This is a genomic window from Variovorax sp. PBL-E5 (assembly GCF_901827185.1).
GTDB lineage: Bacteria > Pseudomonadota > Gammaproteobacteria > Burkholderiales > Burkholderiaceae_C > Variovorax.
The window spans coordinates 517,141-537,794 of record NZ_LR594673.1 but is presented as its reverse complement, the minus strand read 5'-3'; the positions used below and the strand labels follow the sequence as shown (position 1 = coordinate 537,794).

Annotated in this window: 20 protein-coding genes; 6 read left to right on the top strand and 14 right to left on the bottom strand. The window is 64.1% G+C overall.

Annotated elements, in window-relative coordinates; genetic code table 11:
- Position 1: 1 nt before the first annotated feature.
- The 4 genes from hyfB to WDLP6_RS34510 all read right to left on the bottom strand — a co-directional run bounded on the left by hyfB (position 2) and on the right by WDLP6_RS34510 (position 3,713).
- Positions 2 to 2,026, bottom strand: coding sequence for a hydrogenase 4 subunit B (gene hyfB / locus WDLP6_RS34520; protein WP_162595773.1), 2,025 nt, complete (start codon positions 2,024 to 2,026; stop codon positions 2 to 4).
- Positions 2,023 to 2,301, bottom strand: a complete 279-nt coding sequence (locus WDLP6_RS35595; protein WP_443083491.1) for a ribbon-helix-helix protein, CopG family — start codon at positions 2,299 to 2,301, stop codon at positions 2,023 to 2,025. Before WDLP6_RS35595 ends, hyfB begins: the two co-directional genes overlap by 4 nt.
- Before the next feature lie 71 nt (positions 2,302 to 2,372).
- Entirely contained in the window at positions 2,373 to 3,107 is a 735-nt protein-coding gene (locus WDLP6_RS34515; protein WP_232077727.1) for a fused MFS/spermidine synthase, read from the bottom strand.
- Positions 3,108 to 3,173: 66 nt separating this feature from the next.
- The gene (locus WDLP6_RS34510) at positions 3,174 to 3,713 is read right to left on the bottom strand and encodes a hypothetical protein (protein ID WP_162595771.1); all 540 of its coding nucleotides are present in this window, start codon (positions 3,711 to 3,713) and stop codon (positions 3,174 to 3,176) included.
- 610 nt (positions 3,714 to 4,323) lie between these two features.
- Between WDLP6_RS34510 and WDLP6_RS34505 the strand changes: the two genes are divergently transcribed.
- Positions 4,324 to 4,770 carry a universal stress protein gene (locus tag WDLP6_RS34505; protein WP_162595770.1) on the top strand — a complete coding sequence of 149 codons (447 nt, stop codon included), beginning with the start codon at positions 4,324 to 4,326 and terminating at the stop codon, positions 4,768 to 4,770.
- 280 nt (positions 4,771 to 5,050) lie between these two features.
- Here WDLP6_RS34505 and WDLP6_RS34500 read toward each other — a convergent pair whose 3' ends face one another.
- The 7 genes from WDLP6_RS34500 to WDLP6_RS34470 form a co-directional block, all read right to left on the bottom strand.
- The gene (locus tag WDLP6_RS34500; protein WP_162595769.1) at positions 5,051 to 5,269 is read right to left on the bottom strand and encodes a hypothetical protein; all 219 of its coding nucleotides are present in this window, start codon (positions 5,267 to 5,269) and stop codon (positions 5,051 to 5,053) included.
- A gap of 168 nt (positions 5,270 to 5,437) precedes the next feature.
- Complete coding sequence (locus tag WDLP6_RS34495) at positions 5,438 to 6,187, bottom strand: 4Fe-4S binding protein (RefSeq protein ID WP_162595768.1); 750 nt, start codon at positions 6,185 to 6,187, stop codon at positions 5,438 to 5,440.
- An 8-nt stretch (positions 6,188 to 6,195) separates the two neighbouring features.
- Positions 6,196 to 7,653, bottom strand: a complete 1,458-nt coding sequence (locus WDLP6_RS34490; RefSeq protein ID WP_162595767.1) for a hydrogenase large subunit — start codon at positions 7,651 to 7,653, stop codon at positions 6,196 to 6,198.
- 23 nt (positions 7,654 to 7,676) lie between these two features.
- On the bottom strand, positions 7,677 to 9,182 hold the full coding sequence (locus WDLP6_RS34485) for a complex I subunit 5 family protein (protein WP_162595766.1): 1,506 nt from the start codon (positions 9,180 to 9,182) through the stop codon (positions 7,677 to 7,679).
- Positions 9,179 to 9,793 (bottom strand): hypothetical protein, encoded by a 615-nt coding sequence (locus WDLP6_RS34480; RefSeq protein WP_162595765.1) that lies wholly within the window; start codon positions 9,791 to 9,793, stop codon positions 9,179 to 9,181. The genes WDLP6_RS34485 and WDLP6_RS34480 overlap by 4 nt, the downstream gene beginning before the upstream one ends.
- Positions 9,793 to 10,716, bottom strand: coding sequence for a respiratory chain complex I subunit 1 family protein (locus tag WDLP6_RS34475; RefSeq protein WP_162595764.1), 924 nt, complete (start codon positions 10,714 to 10,716; stop codon positions 9,793 to 9,795). Before WDLP6_RS34475 ends, WDLP6_RS34480 begins: the two co-directional genes overlap by 1 nt.
- Positions 10,713 to 12,722 carry a proton-conducting transporter transmembrane domain-containing protein gene (locus WDLP6_RS34470; protein WP_162595763.1) on the bottom strand — a complete coding sequence of 670 codons (2,010 nt, stop codon included), beginning with the start codon at positions 12,720 to 12,722 and terminating at the stop codon, positions 10,713 to 10,715. Before WDLP6_RS34470 ends, WDLP6_RS34475 begins: the two co-directional genes overlap by 4 nt.
- A 244-nt stretch (positions 12,723 to 12,966) precedes the next feature.
- Between WDLP6_RS34470 and WDLP6_RS34465 the strand changes: the two genes are divergently transcribed.
- A complete protein-coding gene (locus WDLP6_RS34465; RefSeq protein ID WP_162595762.1) occupies positions 12,967 to 13,164 on the top strand; it encodes a ribbon-helix-helix protein, CopG family in 198 nt (65 codons plus the stop codon).
- Between the two features lie 1,001 nt (positions 13,165 to 14,165).
- On the opposite strand, the gene WDLP6_RS34460 is transcribed toward WDLP6_RS34465, so the two are convergent.
- Positions 14,166 to 15,104, bottom strand: coding sequence for an SDR family NAD(P)-dependent oxidoreductase (locus WDLP6_RS34460; protein WP_162595761.1), 939 nt, complete (start codon positions 15,102 to 15,104; stop codon positions 14,166 to 14,168).
- A 188-nt stretch (positions 15,105 to 15,292) separates the two neighbouring features.
- Here WDLP6_RS34460 and WDLP6_RS34455 point away from each other — a divergent pair, with 188 nt between their 5' ends.
- The 4 genes from WDLP6_RS34455 to WDLP6_RS34440 all read left to right on the top strand — a co-directional run bounded on the left by WDLP6_RS34455 (position 15,293) and on the right by WDLP6_RS34440 (position 18,798).
- On the top strand, positions 15,293 to 15,745 hold the full coding sequence (locus tag WDLP6_RS34455) for a nuclear transport factor 2 family protein (protein WP_162595760.1): 453 nt from the start codon (positions 15,293 to 15,295) through the stop codon (positions 15,743 to 15,745).
- A gap of 14 nt (positions 15,746 to 15,759) precedes the next feature.
- Positions 15,760 to 16,761, top strand: coding sequence for an MDR family NADP-dependent oxidoreductase (locus tag WDLP6_RS34450; RefSeq protein WP_232077725.1), 1,002 nt, complete (start codon positions 15,760 to 15,762; stop codon positions 16,759 to 16,761).
- Positions 16,762 to 16,882: 121 nt separating this feature from the next.
- Positions 16,883 to 18,064, top strand: a complete 1,182-nt coding sequence (locus WDLP6_RS34445; protein ID WP_162595758.1) for an NAD(P)H-dependent flavin oxidoreductase — start codon at positions 16,883 to 16,885, stop codon at positions 18,062 to 18,064.
- The gene (locus WDLP6_RS34440; protein ID WP_162595757.1) at positions 18,061 to 18,798 is read left to right on the top strand and encodes an SDR family NAD(P)-dependent oxidoreductase; all 738 of its coding nucleotides are present in this window, start codon (positions 18,061 to 18,063) and stop codon (positions 18,796 to 18,798) included. The genes WDLP6_RS34445 and WDLP6_RS34440 overlap by 4 nt, the downstream gene beginning before the upstream one ends.
- Before the next feature lie 13 nt (positions 18,799 to 18,811).
- Here the strand turns inward: WDLP6_RS34440 and WDLP6_RS34435 are convergent, their stop codons facing one another.
- Positions 18,812 to 19,732 carry a LysR family transcriptional regulator gene (locus tag WDLP6_RS34435; RefSeq protein ID WP_162595756.1) on the bottom strand — a complete coding sequence of 307 codons (921 nt, stop codon included), beginning with the start codon at positions 19,730 to 19,732 and terminating at the stop codon, positions 18,812 to 18,814.
- A gap of 6 nt (positions 19,733 to 19,738) precedes the next feature.
- Positions 19,739 to 20,542, bottom strand: a complete 804-nt coding sequence (locus WDLP6_RS34430) for an IclR family transcriptional regulator (RefSeq protein WP_162595755.1) — start codon at positions 20,540 to 20,542, stop codon at positions 19,739 to 19,741.
- Positions 20,543 to 20,654: the final 112 nt, after the last annotated feature.

Below are 20,654 nucleotides of genomic sequence, written 5' to 3'. Positions count from 1 at the left end.
CTCATCGCATCACCACGAGCAACGTGGCCACGAGCGTCAGGAAACTGTAGAGCAGGTACACCGAGATCCGCCCCTGCTGCATCAGGCCGATCAGTCGTGCGAGGTAAGCCGCCAGATCAGCGATGGGTACATAGAGCCAGCGCCAGAAGTGATCCTCAACCGTGACGCGATAGCGCGGTTTCGTATCGAAGGGCGTGGGCAGATCACGTTGCATTTGGAAGAAAGGCTCGAAGATCTGGCGGATCGGCTGGCCGAATCCTTCGGCGGTATCCTGCATGCGTGCTGTGCCCCATGGGAAGCCGCAGGCCCAGGGTAGGCCGCGACGCACGCGGCCGTGGTAAAGCTTCCGCACGAGCAGGAAGGCGAGCGCAAAGCTTCCCAGGATGCCGAGCAGGAAGATCACGGGGCCGTAACTGGCCTGCGCGAGACTGTTCGGCGCCAACAGCCAGCCGCTGGCTGCCGCCTTGGCGCCGAGACCCGATTCGACAAGCTGCTGCGTCACCGGATCGATCAACTGAATGAATTGTGTCGGGAGCAGCCCCAGCGCGATGCAGCCGAGCGCCAGCCACACCATGCCCGTGCGCTCCCAACGGCCCGCATCGTGGGCGTGGGCGAGCTTTTCCTCGCGCGGCTGTCCGAGGAAGACCACGCCGAAGAACTTGACCATCGTGTAGCCGGCCAGCGCGGCGACCAGGGCGATGAGCGCGGCGACGACCGGAATCAGCATGGTCAGCAAGGGCACCGGCAGCCCCGGCGTGAAGAGGAAGCTCTGCAGCAGCAGCCATTCCGACACGAAGCCCCCCAGCGGCGGCAGGCCCGCGCTGGTCAGCACGCCCAACAGGGTGAGCCAAGCGATCCAGGGCATGGTTCGGATCAGGCCCCCCAGCTTGCCGAGGTTTCTCTCGGAAGTGGCGTGAAGCACGCTGCCGGTGCCGAGAAAGAGCAGGCTCTTGAAGAAAGCATGGCTTGCCACGTGGTAGAGGGTCGCCGTCAACGCGAGCGCCGCCATCGGCTTCATGCCGTATGCCGAAAAAATCAAGGTCAGGCCCATGCCGACGAACAGCAGGCCCATGTTTTCGATCGACGAATAGGCCAGCAGCCGCTTCATGTCGGTCTGCACCGCCGCGAAGATCACACCGAACAGAGCTGTCGCCAATCCGACCGCCAGCAGCAGCCCGCCCCACCACCACAGTTGAGTGTGCAGGAGATCGAACGACACGCGCAACAAGCCGTAGATGGCCGTATTGAGCATGACCCCGCTCATCATGGCCGAGACGGGGGACGGCGCGGCGGGGTGGGCTTCTGGCAGCCATACATGCAGCGGTAGGATGCCGGCCTTGGCGCCGAAGCCGAACAAGGCCAGCAAGAAACCGGCCGAGGCCCAGAACGGAGTCAGTGCCTGAGCGCGCATGTTGGAAAAGGTGTAGTCGCCCGTATTGGCCTGCAGCACGCCGAAGCACAGCAGGACAGCGATCGCACCGATTCTCGCCATCGTGATGTAGAGATAGCCCGCGCTGCGCACTTCGGCCATGCGGTGGTTCGCGGTCACCAAGAAGAACGACGACAGCGCCATCGTCTCCCACATCACCATAAATGAATAGGCGTCGTCGGCGAGGATCACCCCCACCATGCTGACCAGAAACATGTGGTACTCCAGGCACAGCAGGCCGGGCGGCGTGCCTTCGCCCTTGCGGAAGTATCCGGCCGCAAATGTGGAGATCCCGGCCGAAGCGCCACCGATCACCATCAGGAAATAAGCGGACAGGCTGTCCAGGCGGAGATGGAAGGGCAGTGCCGGCAGCCCGATGGGCAACACGGCGACTTCGGGGCGATCGAGCAATGCGACGAGGGCCAGCCCGAAGAGCGCCAACCCGAGCAGTCCTCCGATGGGGAAGAGCACCAGGGACACTAGGCTGAACCGATGCAAGGCGAAGATACCGGCAGCCCCCACGATCAGCCAGGCAATCGTCACAACGAGTATCCAGTCGAGATGGATCCATTGCGCGACGGGGGGCACGCCGCTCATGACTCAGGTCTTGTGATGTAGGGCCCCCGCCTCGCGATCGAGGGAAGCAGTCTCCGGCGCGCCCGGCTTGGTTCGCGGCGCCGGAAGGTCGGAGGAAGCGGGAACTCGCTCACGCAACGCGCCAAGTACTGGACGCCGTGCTGCGAGAGGTAGTTGCGGGCAGGCTGCCGCACCACCTGCGACGCCGTCCGATCCTTGAGCGCACAAAGTCGCTCGAGGGCTTTCTTCCTATTCGAATCGATGAGCAGGGTCAACCGCGTATTTTTGAGCTCCATGGATCCTCAGCATGGCAATGCGATAAGTACCTGCAACACATAGTACATGAATGCCATGCAAACCACGCAGCCTAGATTCGTTGATCTTTCAGCACTGACGCGATCAGAGCAAACCCTGCGAGCAACTGGCTGGCGGCGCCTGCGTCGAGGTCTGGCGGCCTGCGAATCGCTCCCAAGCGGTACGTCAGGAGGGCATCATCTTTGCAGGCAAACACGATGCTATGACTCTCCTCGCCGTCATCGACCACAAGGACCGATCCATTGAAACTGCGACGGATTCGAGCGAGGTGCTCGTCGATTTCGGGGTCGCTATACTGCAAATTGACCACCATGATTCCATCGGGCCGGAGCGTCTCGCGGCAATCGTCGTAGAAGCTTTGAGAAGATAGCTGCGCAGGCAGTCCCTCAAGGTCATAGCCGTCGACGATCAACACGTCGAAACGACTTGGGCCACGGCGTACAAAATCCGCCCCATCGCTTTGAAAAACGATGAACCGCACCTCGTCGCGCGGTATATGGAACTCATCGCGCAACGCGATCACGAGCGGGTTGATCTCAGCGATCTGGATTCGGACTCGGCTCAAATAGTGGTAACAGAACTTGGCCAGTGACCCGCCACCCAAGCCGATCATCCCAATGCTCCGCGGTTTCGGCTTGAAAAGCAGGAAGCCCATCATGGTGCGCGTGTATTCGAGAGCGAGCGCGTATGGGTCATTGAGTCGCATGCTGCTTTGAATGTTGCTGATGCAGAAATGCAGCGTCTTGGAGTTGGGGGTTTCGTAGATGAAGGGTTTGATGTGCTGCACAGACGCTGGGCTATCGGACATGAGGCGAGGTCGGTCTTTTTGGGTTCTTGATTGAAGTCTCGGACTTCAGCGCTTGGTCATGTGTACCAGCGAGGTGCGAACGTGATCAGTGTCCATGTTGGTGATCACCACGCGCGGGGTGAGCAACGTCGGTTTCTTGATTTGGAGATTGGGCAATACAAGCAGGCACTGGGCCCGGGCATTGTTTGAGGAAATCATCCTGTGGTGAGCCAGGACCCCTTGACGCACGACGTCCGTCGAAGCGATGTTCGCGAGCAAGGTGACAACCACCGTTCGATCCAGCCCGAGGTCCAACGTCGCGACGTCGTCCCCCTTTTGAGAGGTCGATTCGATCTGTCCCGTCACCAGATCAAGGTCGTTCTTGAGGATCTGCCTGATCATTTCCAACAGACAATCGCGCATGAGCACCTCCGGGAACGGGTCGGCTGTCTCAGCAGCTTGAAAGAGGCCGGCCAGGCCCAACAGGTTGGCGTCGCTCCCCTCGTACCGCACGCACCGCAGTCGCCACTCGGGGTGCTCCTGACAGGCAGCATCAACCTCACGTGGATCGGCTGCGGCATAGCACGCTGCATCCAGCCAGGTCATGGTTTCCTCAAAAGTGTCGATCGAAGCTAAGGCGTCGGGAAACTGCCTTGCATAAGACTTTGGATCCCGAACGCCGCGGCGCGCACGCATGAGCGGCGATGCGAGGTGCACGTAGTTCCCCTCACGCCAGACTGCTGCACAAACCTGTGGTTTCCCCCCCGGTGGGAGGAATTGCACCAGTTTCAGGTGATGTGGGATTCCCGGCCGGCTAGCCGGCGATGGCATGTTGTAGTGGTGATGGGACATGGTGGCGCTTCAAACCCTTCGAACGACGTGGATCGGGGCCGTCTCCACAAGCACCGTGGACTAACTCGTTGTGCAACCGCCATCGTTGCCCGAACGACAACAAGAGCCAAATGATCGAACTCCACGGAATTAAGCCTCCGCAAAATAGATAGGAACGCGATTTCTCGATGCTGGGCTAGCAAACACACTCAAGGAAGCGTAAGATACAGACAAATGTAATGCGTTTGTCCTGCGGTTGCAATGATAATACGATTATCATATAGGATGGGACATCCTCGGGGATGCAGATGAGGGGCTGGCTGGGCCTCGGATCCCCACACCCTGAACAATCGGGAGTAGTGTTCGCTATCGAAGGAGATCTGCCATGTTTAAACGCATTCTTGTCGCGACCGACGGTTCCGCGCTGTCCGAACAAGCCGTCGCCAAAGCGATCGAACTGAGCTTGTTGACCGGAGCCGAGCTGCTCGCCGTCACTGTTGCTCACCTCGAAGCGCATAGCTATTTCGAAGGCTTGACTGTGTTGAATCAGCGGGAGACCGAAGAGGCGCAGCACCGGTTGACTGCCGCCGCCCAGAACACGGTGGACGCTGTCAAAGCCGCCGCCCTTGCCAAGGGGGTTTGCAATGCAGAGGCTGTGGTTATAAAGTCAAATTTGGTGGCCGAGTCCATCGTCGACCTCGCCAAGGCCCGCGCGTGCGACCTGATCGTGATGGCTTCGCGCGGGCGCCGGGGCGTCACGCGGCTGCTGATGGGCAGCGAGACGCTGCATGTCTTGACCCATACGCACACGCCCGTGCTGGTGCTGCGTTAGCCCTGCGCGGCAAATTGGTGGCTGCGAGAGCTTCCAGCACGTCTTACGAGACCGGCCCCGCGGATGCAGACCGTACCTCAACCAATGGCCGACCGCACTACGCAGAGGCCGCGGCGGCATGCATGGTCACACGCAAACAAGGCTCGGAATGCAGGATCTGGCGTTCGACCGTTTGAGAGAAGGACTGAGCGCATGATGTGCCTCGTAAAGGGGGCCTCCGCGCCGTCGTGTCCACCGCCAACCATTGTGAGCGGGTCGAACCGCAAGACTGCTGCGACGGTCAAGCGACCGCGAACATCCCGAGGCCGAACACAACAGCCACGCAAGCTATCGTCACGAGATAACCGGCAGCGACGGAGCGCACCTGCTGGAGGCTGCTCTTGAACGCAAACATCCGCTCTTGCGCCAGCGCGCACTGCCGCATGTGAGATGCAAGCGCTTCGACATCGCCACAGACCAAGTCGATCTGGGAGTGGGCGTGGGTGTGGGGGGAAGACATGGCGATGATTCCGGTAGACGACGCTCAAAACTGCCGTCCCCGTACGAGGGGCGAGAACTCGAAACGGGGCAAAAGGCATACTCCTCATCCGGGGTAACGTCCATTGCCGCCAATACTGTGGCACTGGCTGTCGGCGATATTCCTTAAGCCGCGAGTCAGCGAGGGATCTCAGCTCTTGATGCCCAGCAGATCAAGCACTCCGCAGACGAACGTGAGCGGGTGGGGCGGACATCCAGGCACGTATAGTGTGGGCTTGTATCGATCGAGGAAACTTCGCTCCAGGGCGGACGATCCCTCAAAAGGGCTGCTCGATATCGCGCAGGCTCCAACTGAGATCACGAGCTTGGGATCAGGCATGCCGTCCCAACATAGCTGTAGCGCCTCGGCCATGTTGCGCGTGATCGGCCCCGTCAACACCAGACCGTCTGCGTGCCGCGGAGATGCCACAATGTCGATGCCGTAGCGCCCGATGTCGAAGTTGACATTGGTGAGAGCGTTGACCTCGAGTTCGCAGCCGTTGCAGCCACCGGCCGAGACCGATCGGAGTTTGAGCGATCGACCAAAGCGCTTGCGTAGCGCTTCGGACACCTTGACGGGATCGGGCGCTGGCCGGGAGGCGCTGATGATCAGTCCGTCACGGTCGGTTGAGGCGAGCTTGAAGTCGTTCGTGAACGAGAGTTTGCCGCTTGGGCATGTGGGAGCACAGTCACCGCACATCACGCACCGCCCCAGGTCGATCTGCAACGGGTTGAGCGTGATCGCCTCGGTCGGACAGGCTTCCACGCAGGCTCCGCAACCCGTTTCGCAAGGGGCGGTACTGATGACAGGCTTGCCGCGGAATCCGACGGGATTTGCCCGGCGAGGATCGTCGATGTATTGCGTCCCCTGCGAGACCCTGACCCTGATCGATTTGAGCACCGGTGTTCCTAAAGATCGTTTCCACAATAGGAAAGATCAAAGCTCTTGTTGCAGAGGGGAAAGTCCGAGATCTCGTTGTCGCGCAGGGCGAGTGCGACTCCGAACCAATTCAACAGCGACGGATCCTGGACCTTGTAGTGGATGAGGTGCCCGTCGGTGCCCGTTTCCAAGGTTTGAACCACGGGTCCTCGAAAACCTTCGCGCACCGAGACGCACAGGGTGTCGGGCCATAACGGCCCCACCGGCACGGGCGTGATAGCCATTAGGTCAAGGTCCGGCGTCTCGAGGACCCGAGTCAACCAGCGGAGGGATTCGTCGATCTCACGCATGCGAAGCAGCAGCCGCGCCCAACAGTCGCCCGTCTCCTCTGTCAATAGCGCAACGGGATGGCCGGTGTACAGCCGCCCGGGCAGACTGACCCGCATGTCAACGGCAATGCCGCTGGCGCGACCCACCAGGCCTACAAGCCCGATATCCCGCGCCGCCCTGTTGCCGACGACACCCACTCCCTGGAAACGGGACTGGATGCTGCGCGCGCTGAGCATAAGGTCGTTGATCTCGGCAATGTCCTTCGCGGAGGCGGCGATAGTCTTGAGCAGATCCCGTCGCAGCTCGTCAGCGATCCCGAACCGCACACCGCCCGGTCGCAACCAACCCCGGCCGAAGCGACTGCCGCAGGCGCGCATGGATGCGTTAATGACCGCCGTGCGCAAGCGCCCATAGGTGGCGCCACCTTGCAAGAATGCAGTGTCAGTAGCTAGGCCGGTGAGGCCTGCAAGATGCATGGCCACGCGCTCGAGTTCCAACGCCACGCCGCGCACGAGATCGGACTCGATGGTCACCTGGGCACCAGACAGCGCTTCCACCGCGGCGCAATAGCCCCATGCATAGGCGACGCTGCTATCGCCAACGATGGACTCGACCAGCGACGCAAGCGCGAGAGGCGGGCGGCGCAACAGCAATGCCTCGACGCCGCGGTGCTGGTAGCCGAGCTGGATTTCCAAATGGTGTACCTGCTCGCCGTGGCACATGAAGCGGAAATGTCCCGGCTCGATCACGCTTGCGTGAATCGGGCCTACTCCCACTTCGTGAATTTCCTGCCCGCGCACCTTGAAAAATGGATGCTCGGTCATGTGCTGCTGGCGAAGCCCCTCGTAACGAACCGGCTTAAGCCAGGGATGCCCTACGGGCGTGAGTCCGGTTTGCTCCCACAACTCCCGCTCGAACATCTGCACGGCAGGATGTCGCGGAGTGAGCGACGGAAATGCTTCATGGCGCTTCGCTCGGCCGCGCACCACGCCGAGCCGCCCGGCGTCGCTTTGCAGAATCGCCGTGATGACAACCTCATCGTCCGCGTCAGGGCGGCCGAAGAGCGTGATCATGCGATCACCGGCGCCGAGAGCCTGCGCGCACTGGTCTGCCCACTCAGTCAAGCCGAGGGGCGCAATCTCGCGTGTCAGCACCATGGCGAGGGGCTTAGCGGGTCCCATCATTGGCCGCCTATCGATTGCGCCACTTGCAGCAGCAATTGGCTGATGGGGGCCGGCGTGTAGACGCCAAGCAGGACCAGGACAACGACGAAGCCGAGCTTGGGCACTGCAGTCAACCAGCTTTCGTTGATCAACGGACGTTGTCGATCGGACGGTCCCCACAGCATCGGAAAAATCGAGCGGCCGGTCGCGACGAAAATGATGGTCAGCATCGTACACATCATCGTGAACGCGATCAGGTTGCCCGACTGCACGATGCCCGACAGGATCAGCATCTCCGCCATGAAGCTGCCGAAGGGCGGGAAGCCCAGCAGGGCGAAAGTGCCCACCGCAAACAACAACCCTGAGAACGGTAGCACCCGGATCACCCCGCTCAGTGACTTGACTTCGTTGGTGCCGTAGACGGCTCGCAGCCGGCCCGCGGTGAGGAACAACAGCGCCTTGACGAAGGCGTTGCTGATGACATAGAGCAGCACGCCATACGTCGCCGCCTTGCCCACCGACAACCCGATCGCGATCACGCCGGACGAGCTGACGCACGCATAGGCAATCAGCCGCTTGTAGCTGCGCGCGGCCATGACCTGAATCGCTGCCACCACCAGCGACAGACAGCCCATGATCAGCAGCTGATGTGCCACGAAGCTGGTGTCCTGGGCACGAAAGACCTGCAGGATGCGAAACACCGCGACCACGCTGATGTTGAACTGCACAGCGGCCAGCAGGGCGCTAGTGCTGCTTGGCGCTGCTTCGTAAGTCTCCGGCATCCAGCCATAGAGTGGCGCGAGGCCGAGCTTGCTGCCCAGCCCGAACAGCATCAGACTCAGCCCAAGGTGCTGCCATGTGTCGCCGACGATCGATACGGCCGTCGCCATCTCGCCGAGCGCGAAATTGATCTTCACGCCCTGCAGATACGCCGACCGGGTGAGGCACATGATGCCCAGGAAAGTCAGCGCCAGTGACATGCTTGAGTACAGCAGGTAGTGCCACGCGACGCGACGCGGCGCCGACGCATTCCCCTGCGCGACCAGGGGTGCCAGGCACAAGGCGGTCAGTTCGATGAACGCCCACAGCAGCAGCAGGTTGTTGGCCATCACCCCCAGGTTCATCGCCACCATGAAAGCGAGCGTGAGCGAAACCCTGGACAACATGTCCCTGGCCAGCGAAGTCGACGTGCTGACGCGCGACGACATGTAGACGCTGATGCCAAGGAAGACGCTGTTGTTAACTAGCAGGAACAACATCGAGGTTGCATCAAGCACGAGATAGCGCTGCGCGAAGTAGCGAGGTAGCTCGGCGAGCGGCGTCACCACAAAGACGGTCGTCCAGAGCAACAGGCTGGCTAGCGCCACCGCAACCAGCGCCGGGCCCGCCCACGGATGGCGCGCAGGCGTGCGCGCATCCACCAAAATGAGCTCAGCTTGCGTCATGTGTGCGGTCTTCGCGTTGTGCGCAGTTCCTCCAAGCGTGAGCGGGATGGCGTCGAGAGTGCCGGGCGTCGGGCTCATGCGCGTTCCTCCGCCACTGGAGCTTCGGCGCTCGCCCCGCTCGAATCGGGCGTTCCGACAAGCCAGCCACCGACTCCGACCGTGAGCAGGTAGATGGCGCTCAAGGCAGCGTGGACCGGCAGCGGCCACGGCTCGGGAAGCAAGGATTCGAACAACGCGAGTGCGTTTTCCATGAAGAGCACGGAAACTAGCTGGGCTGGGGGCGAATTGTTGGTAGACAGCACCAACAGTGCCACGGCTACGGTGGCACCGACGACGCCAAGTGTGAGGGCGTGCTGGTCGGACATGGCAGGCGCGCCAAATTCGAACGCCAGCACGATGAGCGCGATGGCGATCGCCCAGGCAAAGAGGTTCGACGGCATCAAGTCCAGGTTCGGCTCGGCGCGCCGACGGATGGCCTGACGCAAGAGCAGGGGTGCGATGGTGCCGCGCGCGAGGATGACCTCGAATAGCGCCACGAGTGCATGGAAGGATAGCTCCCGATGATGCGCGATGCCGTCCCAGCCCAACGCCATGGCCTGCACCGCGAGCCAGACCGGCGCGGACCGGATCTTGCCGAGGAAGACCGGGATGACGGCGGCGACCAGGAAGACGACCAGTGGCAACGTCATCAGGATCTCGCCAGCCAGCCGGCGCCGACCAGGCACAGGGCGGCCATGGCTGACGCCAACATCAGGTACCTTGGCACCCAGCGTATGCGCAGCCGCGCGACCAGCGACTCGATGCATCCCACCGCCACTGCGACCCCGCCCATGATGAACAACGAGGCGAACACACAGGCGAGCGGCGCGCTCAGGGGGTCGAAGGGATTGAGCAGGGCTGCGATCAGGCCCGCATAGATGGTCATCTTAAGCGCCGCCGCGTACTGCATCGCAGCCAGGTCCGGACCACTGTGGTCTAGGACCATGACCTCGTGGATCATCGTCAGCTCCAGGTGCGTCAGCGGGTCGTCCACAGGCACCCGCGAGGCCTCGGCCTGCAGCAAGATAAAGAGAACGGCGATAGCGGGCACCACCAGCCAGCCGAACGACTCGGCCTGGTGCAGATGGCCGATCAGGCCGGCGAAGCTGGTGTGTCCGGTTGCCACGCTGGCAGCACCGATGAGCAGGAACAGGGCCGGTTCGACGAAGGCGGTGAACGATGCCTCGCGGGCGGCGCCCATGCCCTCAAAGGCGCTGCCGACATCCATGGCCGACAACATGAGAAAGAGGCGGGCGAGCGCGAGCGTATAGGCAAAGAAGATGAAGTCATGCTGAAACTCGAGCAGGGCGATACTGCCTAGAATCGGCGCAATCATCGCGGCGAGCACTGATGCCGCCAGTACTACCCAAGCGCCAAACTGAAACAGGGGCGTGGTGACGGCACTGAACACCGGCCGCTTGCGCAGCAGGCGCAGCAGGTCCCAGCCCAGTTGCATCAGACGCGGCCCCCTGCGCCCGGCCCACAGGGACTTGGTTCGATTCACGAGACCGATCATGAGCACTGGCATTCCGAGTGCGATCAACACGTGGGCGACTCCAAGCAGCGGCTTCATCGAAGCGGCCCGCTCGTCAGCACCAACACACCGGCGATCACGACGATGCCGATCAGAGCAGCCGCAAAGGCGACTCGCGGATCGTCTTCGCGCAACCTCCTGGACAGGTTGCCCGCCGACGCGTCTCCGTGACCGATGACGGAGAACAGCCGCCGCTCCACGGCGTCCACGCAGTCGGTGATCAGGTAGCTTTCGGTCGGAAAGTAGCCCGTTGGCGCCTTGTGCCGCCGCAGCATCACCATCATGCCGCGAAAGTGATGGCTGAAATCTGAAGAGAAACTGGAGCCGGTGTACTGCATGCGCGGGGTCGGCGCGCCATAGCCGCAGCCCCAAGTCAAATGGCTCGTGGCCAATTTGGAGGACGCAGCCCTCGACCGCATCCAGAGCAGCAGTTCAATCGCCAGGACCAGTCCACCGGAAATCGCGCCGATCCACATCAGGGTGTCGACGATTGGTTCTAGGGCACTGAGGGCCAGCGGCTTAGACAAAGACTCCAGCGCGATGACAGTCGAACCTTGCACCAGCTTGAAACCCAGCAACGGTATGATGCCGAGCACAATGACGCCCACCGCATGCACGCCCATGGGCACCAGCATCCAGCGGCTCACCTCGGCGGGCGGCGCCACACTGCTATCCCGCGGTACGCCAAGAAAGACCACGCCGAAGGCGCGCGTGATACTCAATGCGGAGACGGCGCCGACGAAGGCCAACAGTGCGCCGGCAACGCACAGCGCGACCTTGGCCCAGACGCCGATGGGCGCGTCACTGAACAGTCCCGAGTAGATGACGAACTCGCTGGTGAAGCCGTTGAGTGGCGGCAGCGCAGCGATCGCCACACCCCCAAGAATGAAGCTCAACGACGTCCAAGGCATCCAGCGCGATAGCCCTCCCAGTCTTTCCATGTCGACAGTGTGCGTTGCCTGGTAGACCGCGCCGGCAGCATAGAACAGTTGGCACTTGAAGAACGCATGGTTCAGCACGTGTAGCAGTCCACCAGCGAATCCGATCGCTACCAGCGATGCATTGCCCCAACTAAGCCCCAGGCAGCCGACACCGAAACCGATGCCGGCGATGCCCATGTTTTCGGTCGACGAGTAGCCCAGCAGGCGCTTGAGGTCACGCTGGCCCACCGTGTATAGGGCGCCGACCACCGCCGACAGACAGGAAAAACCGATCAGGAACCAGCCCATCCACTCGTCAGGCTTTCCGAGCAGGAAAACGAACCGTACCAGCGCGTAGAGACCTGCCTTGTGGATGACCCCCGACATCAACGCCGACACATGGGCCGGCGCCGCCGCATGGGCCCGTGGCAGCCATGAATGAAACGGAAAGAACGCGGATTTAAGACCGAAGCTCGTGACCAGCAGCAGGAAGACGAGATTGCGTTCCGAACCTGCGTTGTTGCGCAGCCATCGCCCGAAGCTTCCCAGGTCCCACGAGCCCGAGTGGGTGTACAGAATCATGAACGCTGCGACCAGGAAGATCAGGCCGATGTGCGTGGACACAAGGTAGTTGAATCCGGCGAAGCGAACTTTCTGGTTCGTGTAGTCCCAGATGACGAGTAGCCATGCGGCCAGAGCGGCGGTTTCCCAGCCAAGCAGGAAAATCAATGCATGATCCGCCGTGTAGACAAGCACGAACGACAAGGATGTCAGATTCAGCAGTGCGTAGTGGACCCCAAGATGCCGCGTCGATTTGAAGTGCGGCCGTAGATATCCGACCGCATAAATGCTGCCCAGCAGCGTCATCGGAAGCGACCAGGCGAGGAAGAAGGCACCCAGCGCGTCCAATCGCACTCGCAGCGTACCCACTGGATAGGCCCACGCGAGTTGGCCTACGACGGGCGCTCCACCGGCCAGAATGGGAGCCACCGTTGCCCACACCAACGCTGTGGCGACCACTTGCGAAAGTATTCCGATGCCAGCATGCGTGGCATTGCGCACGGGCAGTAGACAAGCTGCAGCTCCCACCAGCAAGACGAATACAGCAGCGCTGAGAGCCGTCATTGGAGTGCTATGGCAGTGGGCACCGCGAAACCAGGCACCTCCACCACGTCTCGAAAACGTCCGGTTACGCGCTTCGGTAACCCGGGTGGCCAAGCCAGGTGCGGCATGCAGGAATCAACGAGACAATGCAAATGAACGGCTCCAGGATCTCGGCCAAGCAGGATCGGACGCGCCCTGCTCAGTTTGCAATTCGATTGCGCTGGATGATACTGTTATTATCATGCAACCGACATAGGGATACCTCATGGAACTCAAGACAGCGCGCCTGACGGTGCTGGTCGATCCCTCGAAGAAGAAAGCCTTCGAGGCGCTTTGTGCCCGCCAGGACGTGACACCTTCGCAGGTTGTACGCCGTCTGATTCGCGACTACTTGGCGCAACACGGCGCCACCTTTGTTCCAAGCGGGTCGGAACAGGAAGAGGAACTGGCAACAAAGCTGTGAGGGACGCAGGCGCGAGCCCGGAGCCGGGGCGAACTTATGGACAGCGGCGTTAGTTCACGCGACTGGCCGTCCCACCGGTATCACCACACTTGCTTAGGGGAAGCGCCCGCCCGTTTTCAGGGGCCTGTCTTCCATCCAATATCAATGCCCCTGTTCGATACGTGCCGTCGGCCACAGAACCTGCGGACCCTCCCGGGCCGCTCGGCGGCGCTTAGTCGGCACCGAAGCCACTCAGCAATCATGACGGCTCGCTGCTTTCTGCGTGATGCCCACCATTGAAATCGCGAAGGCGCTGCAGGGGCCACCTCCGGCTGCGGTGACTCTTTGCGTTACCGGCTTACCGGGCATGAACCGCTCCTGCCGCACATTAGCGAACGCACAGACGTGAGTGACCACAATCCCTATAAGCTCACCGATGATCAATTAGCCGAGTTGGCTCGGGAATGGCGCAGTCGCGCTGCACGCGGAGATAAGCTTGCATTTGGGCTCGCACATGCTTTTGAGGCAGAACTACGCCGCCGCACGCGGGAGAGCGAAGGCGCGCCACTTGCGACACCGGAGGAAACGAACCGTCCTCGGCTGCGGCCGTGGTGGAAGTTCTGGTGAAGCACACCAGACGTATTTCCTTGTGCAGAGCCGCTCGCGCGAACAATGCTGTGCAGGCTGCCGTCCTGTATGGAGCCCGCTGATAGCCGTTTTCACGAAGCGAGCACCCTTGCTGCAACTCGCCCAAGTGAACGGCACGAACACGCGGCCGCGTGGATAGATCGGTTGCACAGTAGAACGGCACGCGCCACGAGTGGCCGTTGCCGGTGTCGACGGTGGCGGTTCTCTGGTTGATAAAACGGCTCTGGTGCAAATCGCGCCCCCGGTAGGCTGTGGCCCTTGAACAGTTCGTCCATGTTCTTCAGCCTGTGCGCCATCGGTCCCGCCTTCAGTTCAAAGACCACAGCTTACTGGAGGCTTGATTTGCACCGGAGCCCATGAGCCGGGCTTTTCGCCTAGCGGCGATCTTCCGGCACCGGCACGACGTGCTGCTTGGCCATGGGCACATAGCGCAGGTCCATTGTGCTCATCCCCAGAGGCGCCAGCCGGCCGCGGAACGCCGAGTCGAAGACCTGCGCGACATCCTCGAAGCGCCAGTCAGCGCGTTCGACGGCAGGGTGCATCACCGCCGGATGCGTCATGAGCTGCAGCGTGTTGCCGTGCACGCGAAGCACCTGGCCGGTGATATCGTGTGCGGCGTCGGAAAGCAGGAAGGCGATCGCCGGTGCATTGCAGCGGGGATCGACGGTCACGCGGGCGGCGGTCGATTGCCCGTGTTCGCGCATGTACGCATCTGTGCGGGCCGTGAGGGCAGTGGTCGCGATCGGCGATACGGCATTGACGCGCACGCCGTGCGGCGCGGCGTCGATGGCCCAGCAATAAGTCAGCGACGCCAGCCCGCCCTTGGCAGCGCCGTAGGCGGCGGCCGACCCGATGCCGGCCTGGGCGCCGGAGGTGATGTTGACGATAGCGCCGCGGCCGGCCTTGAACATGTGCTTCATCGCGTGGATGCCGGCGAAGTACGAGCCCATGAGGTTGACCTCGAACAGACGCCGCGAGCGCGCCTCGTCGTGCTCTTCGTCCGGCGCGCCGAAGTAGATGACGCCGGCGTTGTTGACCAGGCCGTCGATGCGCCCGTGAAGTTGGACGCAGCGCGCGATCAGCGTTTCGCAGGCCTGCCATGAGGAGACGTCGGCGACCTGCGCATCGGCCCGCGCGCCGGTGCGGGCGATCCCGGCCGCCACGCCATGCGCGGCGGCCTCGTCGATGTCCGACACCACGAGGCTCGCGCCGAGCTCGGCGAGGTAGTGTGCGCAGGCCGCGCCGATGCCCTGGCCTGCACCGGTGACGATGATGGCCTTGTCGGCGAGTGGCGTGGAAGCGGAGCGGCGCATACGGCGGGCCTTTGCAGGGGATGAAGGGCGCGATCTTGGACGCAGGGTCTGCGGCGCGGCAAGCGATCTCGGCGCCGACGCCGAATTCGGCATGTACATGATGCTTCGGCCAAGCCGGTTCCCTCCCGCAGCGCATCGGGCTACGCTTGTGCATTGCGGCACGGCCCCGAAGAACCAGGAGACCAGCGATGAGCGATTCGCCACATTCCGGATTGAGCGACGCGCAGGCGGCGGCGGTCCAGGCGGCCTGCGCCAGCGTGGTGGCGCGCTACTGCCATTGCGCCGATGCGCGCGAGCACGCGGCCTTCGCCGAACTGTTCGCACCCGACGGCGTGTGGACGCGCCCTGGCATGGCGATGCGAGGCCGCGACGAGATCCGGCGCTTCATGGATGCGCGGCCCACCGATCATGTCACTCGCCATGTCTGCGGCAGCATTCATGTCGAGGTGATCGATCAGGGCCATGCGCGCGGGCTCAGCTACACCACGGTGTACCGCGATCCGGCCTATGGCGGCACGGGGCCAGCGAAGCTCGTTCAACCGCAGATGGTCGTCGACTACCGTGACGAGTTCGTGCGCATCGACGGACGATGGCACATCGGCGCGCGGCATACCACGGTGGTGTTCTCGGACCAGGCATGACATACCCGGCTGCAATGACGGCCTGCAACCTCCAGGTACGGCTTCATTCGCTGCCGGACGGCGCGGTCGGCATCGGGAATTTCGAGCTGTCGCGCGCGCCGATGCCGGTGCCCGGTCCGGGGCAGGTCCTCACGCGGACCCTGTACCTGTCGCTCGATCCCTACATGCGCAAGCGGATGCAGGAGGCGCGGCAGGGCCGCGCCGCGCTGCGCCCCGGCGACCCCATGATCGGCCGCACGCTCGGCGTGGTCGAGGCCGGCGCGGCGGGCGGATTCGCCGCGGGCGACCTGGTGCTGGGATGGGCCGGCTGGCAATCCTTCGCCGCGCAAGACGCCGAGCGCCTCGTGCGCGTGACGCCGCTCGAGCCTTCCTCTTCGCCTTATCTCGGCGCGCTGGGGCGCCCCGGCATCACCGCATGGCTGGGGATGGTCCACCTCGGACAGGTGCGGCAGGGCGAGACGGTGCTGGTGTCCTCGGCGGCGGGTGCCGTCGGCAGCGTGGCGGCCCAGATCGCCCGCCGCTTCGGCGCCCGGGCGATCGGCATCGCCGGCGGCGCCGGCAAGTGCGCGTGGCTGAAGGGCGAGCTGGGCTTCGACGAAGCCGTCGACTACACGGCCTTCGACTTCGAGCGGCAATTGGAGCAGGCCACGCCGTCGGGTGTCGACCTGTGCTTCGAGTCGGTCGGCGCGGCCGTGCTCGACGCCGCTCTGTCGCGGATGAATCCGCGCGGCCGCATCGCGTTGTGCGGCCTGCTCGGACACTACCAATCCGATGCGGCGCACGCCTTCGCGAACTTCGCCCGCCTGCTCGATCGGGGACTGGCGCTGCAGGGCTTCCGGATCGACGACTTCGAGGCGCAGCATGCGCAGGCCGCTGCCGATCTGGCCCGGTGGTGGCACGAGGGCGCACTGCGCCAGCACGAAACCATGACCGAAGGGCTGGAGAACGCACCGGCCGCCTTCGTCGGCATGCTGGCCGGCCGAGGCTTCGGAAAGCACATCGTCCGGGTGTCCTGATCCGCCAGAGCCCGGCTGCGCAAGACCTGGCACCCAAACAATCACATGCATGTGATCTTCAGGCGATGTGCGCGTCAGGCGCAGGTCGCCGATAGACTTTTCGTGCACCAAGGAGACACCCATGCTCGCGACACGCGCCACGGCGCTCTTCGGCATCGCCGCGCCGATCTTCGCGTTCTCGCATGCGCGCGAGGTGGTGGCCGCGGTCAGCCGCGCCGGTGGCATGGGGATCTATGGTGCGAGCACCTTTTCTCCGGAGCGTGTGGATGCGGACCTGGCATGGATCGCGCACCATGTCGATGGCAAACCCTTCGGTGTCGACGTCATGATCCCGCTGAAGTCGGATGGCAAGGGCACCGGCACCGATGTCCGGACGCTCGAAGCCGCGCTCGAGCAATCGATCCCCCAGGACCACCGGGACTTCACGGAGAGCCTGCTTCAGCGTTTCGGTGTGCCGCTGCTCGCCGAGGCGCCGCCCAGGCCCGACGACGGCCGCCCGGGCGGGCCCGGCTGGCGCTCGTCCTGGTACGAATTCCGCCTGGGCGCCGTCGAAAGCGGCGCGCTGATGCATGTGGAGATCGCGCTGCGCCACCCGATCGCGCTGCTGGTCACCGCGCTCGGGCCGCCGCCGCCCGATGTGCGGGCGCGCGCACGCGAACGCGGCATCCGGCTCGGCGCGCTGGTCGGCAGTCCGCGCCATGCGCAGCAGCAGGTCGATGCCGGCGTCGATCTCATCATCGCGCAGGGCACCGAAGCGGCGGCGCACACGGGCGACATCTCGACCCTGGTGCTGGTGCCGGAAATCGTCGAGGCGGTGGCGCCGGTGCCGGTGCTGGCGGCCGGTGGCATCGGCTCCGGCGCACAGCTGGCCGCTGCGCTGGCGCTCGGTGCCGAAGGCGCATGGACCGGTTCCATCTGGCTCGCCTGCGCGGAAAGCGACGAGCCCGCCGCCGTCGTCGAGCGGCTGCTGGCCGCGCGTTCGACCGACACCCTGCGCTCGCGCTGCCGCACCGGCAAGCCGCTGCGGCAACTGCGTTCCGAATGGAGCGCCGCCTGGGAGGCGCCTGACGCGCCGCCGATGCTCGGGATGCCCAGCCAGCATCTGCTGACCGCGCAGGCCGAGGAGCGCATCCAGCGCCATGGCCGCGCAGACCTGACGACCATCCCGGTCGGGCAGGTCGTGGGCCGCATGAATCGCGTGCAGTCCGCAGCCCAGATCGTTTCGTCGATGGTCGAGGACTGCGAGTCCACGCTCGTGCGCATCCGGCGCATCAGCAGCAATTCCAACCAGGAGACTCCATGAGATTGAACAAGAGGCGCATCGTGATCACCGGCGCCGGCTCGGGCATCGGCCGCGAGACGGCGCGCGTTTTCATGCGCGAGGGTGCGCGCATCGCGATGCTCGACATCGACCTGCCCGCCATCCAGCAGCTGGCGGTGGACAACAGGGCCTGGGCCATCGGGACCGACGTGCGCGAAGAGGCGTCGGTGGCTGCGGCGATCGACCAGGCCGCCGAGGCGATGGGCGGCATCGACGGCGTGGTCAACTGCGCCGGCGTGGCCAATGGCCTGCCCTTCGAAAGCACCGACTATGCGTCTTGGAAGGCGCAGATCGACACCAATCTCAACGGCACCTTTCTCGTGTGCCGCGAGGCGACGCGGTGGATGCGCAAGGAAGAGACAGCTTCCATCGTCAACCTGGCATCGGCCCAGGCGCTGCTGCCGACTGGCAGCAGTTCGAGCTACACCGCCTCCAAGGGCGGCGTCGTCGCTTTCAGCAAGACGATCTCGTTCGAACTGGCGCCGAAGATCCGCGTCAACGTGGTGTGTCCTGGAACCACCGGCACACCGATGGTGCAGGCCATTCTGGACGGTCCCAATCCCGATGCCGTGAAGCGAAACATCGCCGCGGTGCCGATGGGCCGCCTTGCGGCGACCGCCGAGATCGCCGACCTGATCCTGTTCCTCATCGGGCCGGAGTCGACCTTCATCACGGGCACGGCGATCGCGGCGGACGGCGGGCGCACGCGCCACTGAAGCAGGCGCGGTCTCACGACGTTCCGGCAGCGCCGGCCGCCGCAGGGAGCCCTCGATGACCGCACAGCTCGATGAAGCGCTGCGCGGCCGGGTTCTCCATGCCTTCGATGTAGGCGAGCGCGAGCGTTGTCTCCATGGCCGGCGATGCCGCATCCAGGTCGAGATAGGCCACATGCTCCCCGCGGTGGCCGCGCATCACTTCAGGCACGAGCGCCACGCCCAGTCCGCTTTCGACGAGTGCGAGGACGGTGGCGATCTGGACCGCCTCCTGGCTGATGTCGGGAACGAAGCTGGCGGCCTGGCATGCGGCCATCGCCGAACCGTGCAGGCCCGGCGCGCCGGCGGCGCTGTACATGACGAAGCGCTCGCCGCGCAGCTCGGCCAGGGGCAGGCGCCGGCGCTGCGCCAGCGCATGGGTGCGAGGCAGCGCGGCGATGAAGCGGTCGCGCTGCAGGGCCACCAGGGTCGCCGCGCTCGGCTGCATCAGCGGCGCGCGCACCAGGCCGACGTCCAGTGCGTCCTCGTTCAACATCTGCACGATGCTCGTCGACGTGGCTTCGCGCAGGACCAGTTCGACGCCGGGATACTGGCCGCGAAAGAGCGGGATCAGGCTCGGGATCAGCTGGTAGATCGCCGAGCCCACGAAGCCGATGCGCAGGCGTCCGGAGGTCCCCTCGGCCGCCTCGCGTGCGGAGCGCGCCAGCTGTTCGCCCTGATAGAGCAGCCGGCGCGCCTCGGCCACCGCGGCTTCGCCGCTGGCTGTCAGCAGCACGCCGGTCGATGTGCGCTCGAACAGGCGGCTGCCCAGTTCGGTCTCCAGCTTCTGGATCGAAACGGACAGCGCGGGCTGCGCGATGTGCAGGCGCTCGGCGGCGCGGCTGACGTTGAGCGTTTCCGCCAGGACGACGAAATGTCGGACGCGTCGCAGGTCCATGTCGTGCTACTGCGGGAAGTACGCGGCCAGCGTCTCGCGCATCGTCACCACCAGTTCGGCGCGGCGCTTCTTCTGCACCTCGCTGATGCCGCCGAGGCCGATCACCAGCGCTTCGCCGCTGTCGGTGACCGGCAGTGGCATGGCCAGCACGGCACCGCCGGGCGTGACCAGGTCGGCGGTGAAGGCGTAGCCCAGGCGCCGGACTTCGCCCAGCGTGGCAAGCAGCCCTTCGGTGGCCACCGGTGCGATCGCGCCGGTGCGCGCCTCGGCATTGATGCGGTGTGCGATCTTCTTCACCTCGGTGTCCTCCATCGTGCCGAGCAGCGCGTAGCCAGTGCCCGATGCGGCGAGCGGGCGCAGCGCGCCGCGCGTCACCTGCAGGCGCGCCATGCTGGTGGCCTGCAGCACGTGGATGTACTGGGACCACACACCGTTGCGAATGGCCAGAACCACCGCGTCGCCGGTCTTGTGCTGCAGCTCCTCCATGCAGCGCAGGGCGGTGCCGCCGACGAACAGCGGGCTGTTGACCCAGTTGCCCAGCAATGCCACGCGGCAACTCGGCAGGTAGGTGCGCGCCGCGCGGTCGAAGTACAGGTAGCCCATCGCCACGAGGCTGCGCAGCAGGGCCGAACTGCTCGATTGCGGCAGCTTGAGGATGCCGGCGATCTCCACCACGTTGGCCGCACGCTGGATCTCGTCGAAGTATTCGAGGATGCGCAGCACGCGTCCCGCGGATTTGACGACCCCGTCGGGCAGCGGCGGCCGCGCGCCGACGACGTGCTTCGTCTCTGCAACCCATTTCTTTCGCATGCGGCGATGTTAGCGGCCGGGTGCGTGGCCCACCACACTTCGCATGGATGTGTTGATTGCGCGCGATGCGCCTGCCGACCTTGCCGCGCTGCGGCGCGCTGCCTACGATTTC

What these genes read in the sequence shown, in the direction of transcription:
- hyfB (WP_162595773.1), bottom strand. Translation starts at nt 2,026, where the DNA reads ATGAGCGGCGTGCCCCCCGTCGCGCAATGGATCCATCTCGACTGGATA.
- WDLP6_RS34450 (WP_232077725.1), top strand. Translation starts at nt 15,760, where the DNA reads ATGACGGCCTGCAACCTCCAGGTACGGCTTCATTCGCTGCCGGACGGC.
- WDLP6_RS35595 (WP_443083491.1), bottom strand. Translation starts at nt 2,301, where the DNA reads ATGGAGCTCAAAAATACGCGGTTGACCCTGCTCATCGATTCGAATAGG.
- WDLP6_RS34470 (WP_162595763.1), bottom strand. Translation starts at nt 12,722, where the DNA reads ATGACGGCTCTCAGCGCTGCTGTATTCGTCTTGCTGGTGGGAGCTGCA.
- WDLP6_RS34465 (WP_162595762.1), top strand. Translation starts at nt 12,967, where the DNA reads ATGGAACTCAAGACAGCGCGCCTGACGGTGCTGGTCGATCCCTCGAAG.
- WDLP6_RS34430 (WP_162595755.1), bottom strand. Translation starts at nt 20,542, where the DNA reads ATGCGAAAGAAATGGGTTGCAGAGACGAAGCACGTCGTCGGCGCGCGG.
- WDLP6_RS34445 (WP_162595758.1), top strand. Translation starts at nt 16,883, where the DNA reads ATGCTCGCGACACGCGCCACGGCGCTCTTCGGCATCGCCGCGCCGATC.
- WDLP6_RS34455 (WP_162595760.1), top strand. Translation starts at nt 15,293, where the DNA reads ATGAGCGATTCGCCACATTCCGGATTGAGCGACGCGCAGGCGGCGGCG.
- WDLP6_RS34475 (WP_162595764.1), bottom strand. Translation starts at nt 10,716, where the DNA reads ATGAAGCCGCTGCTTGGAGTCGCCCACGTGTTGATCGCACTCGGAATG.
- WDLP6_RS34490 (WP_162595767.1), bottom strand. Translation starts at nt 7,653, where the DNA reads ATGGTGCTGACACGCGAGATTGCGCCCCTCGGCTTGACTGAGTGGGCA.
- WDLP6_RS34435 (WP_162595756.1), bottom strand. Translation starts at nt 19,732, where the DNA reads ATGGACCTGCGACGCGTCCGACATTTCGTCGTCCTGGCGGAAACGCTC.
- WDLP6_RS34460 (WP_162595761.1), bottom strand. Translation starts at nt 15,104, where the DNA reads ATGCGCCGCTCCGCTTCCACGCCACTCGCCGACAAGGCCATCATCGTC.
- WDLP6_RS34485 (WP_162595766.1), bottom strand. Translation starts at nt 9,182, where the DNA reads ATGAGCCCGACGCCCGGCACTCTCGACGCCATCCCGCTCACGCTTGGA.
- WDLP6_RS34505 (WP_162595770.1), top strand. Translation starts at nt 4,324, where the DNA reads ATGTTTAAACGCATTCTTGTCGCGACCGACGGTTCCGCGCTGTCCGAA.
- WDLP6_RS34510 (WP_162595771.1), bottom strand. Translation starts at nt 3,713, where the DNA reads ATGACCTGGCTGGATGCAGCGTGCTATGCCGCAGCCGATCCACGTGAG.
- WDLP6_RS34480 (WP_162595765.1), bottom strand. Translation starts at nt 9,793, where the DNA reads ATGACGTTGCCACTGGTCGTCTTCCTGGTCGCCGCCGTCATCCCGGTC.
- WDLP6_RS34500 (WP_162595769.1), bottom strand. Translation starts at nt 5,269, where the DNA reads ATGTCTTCCCCCCACACCCACGCCCACTCCCAGATCGACTTGGTCTGT.
- WDLP6_RS34440 (WP_162595757.1), top strand. Translation starts at nt 18,061, where the DNA reads ATGAGATTGAACAAGAGGCGCATCGTGATCACCGGCGCCGGCTCGGGC.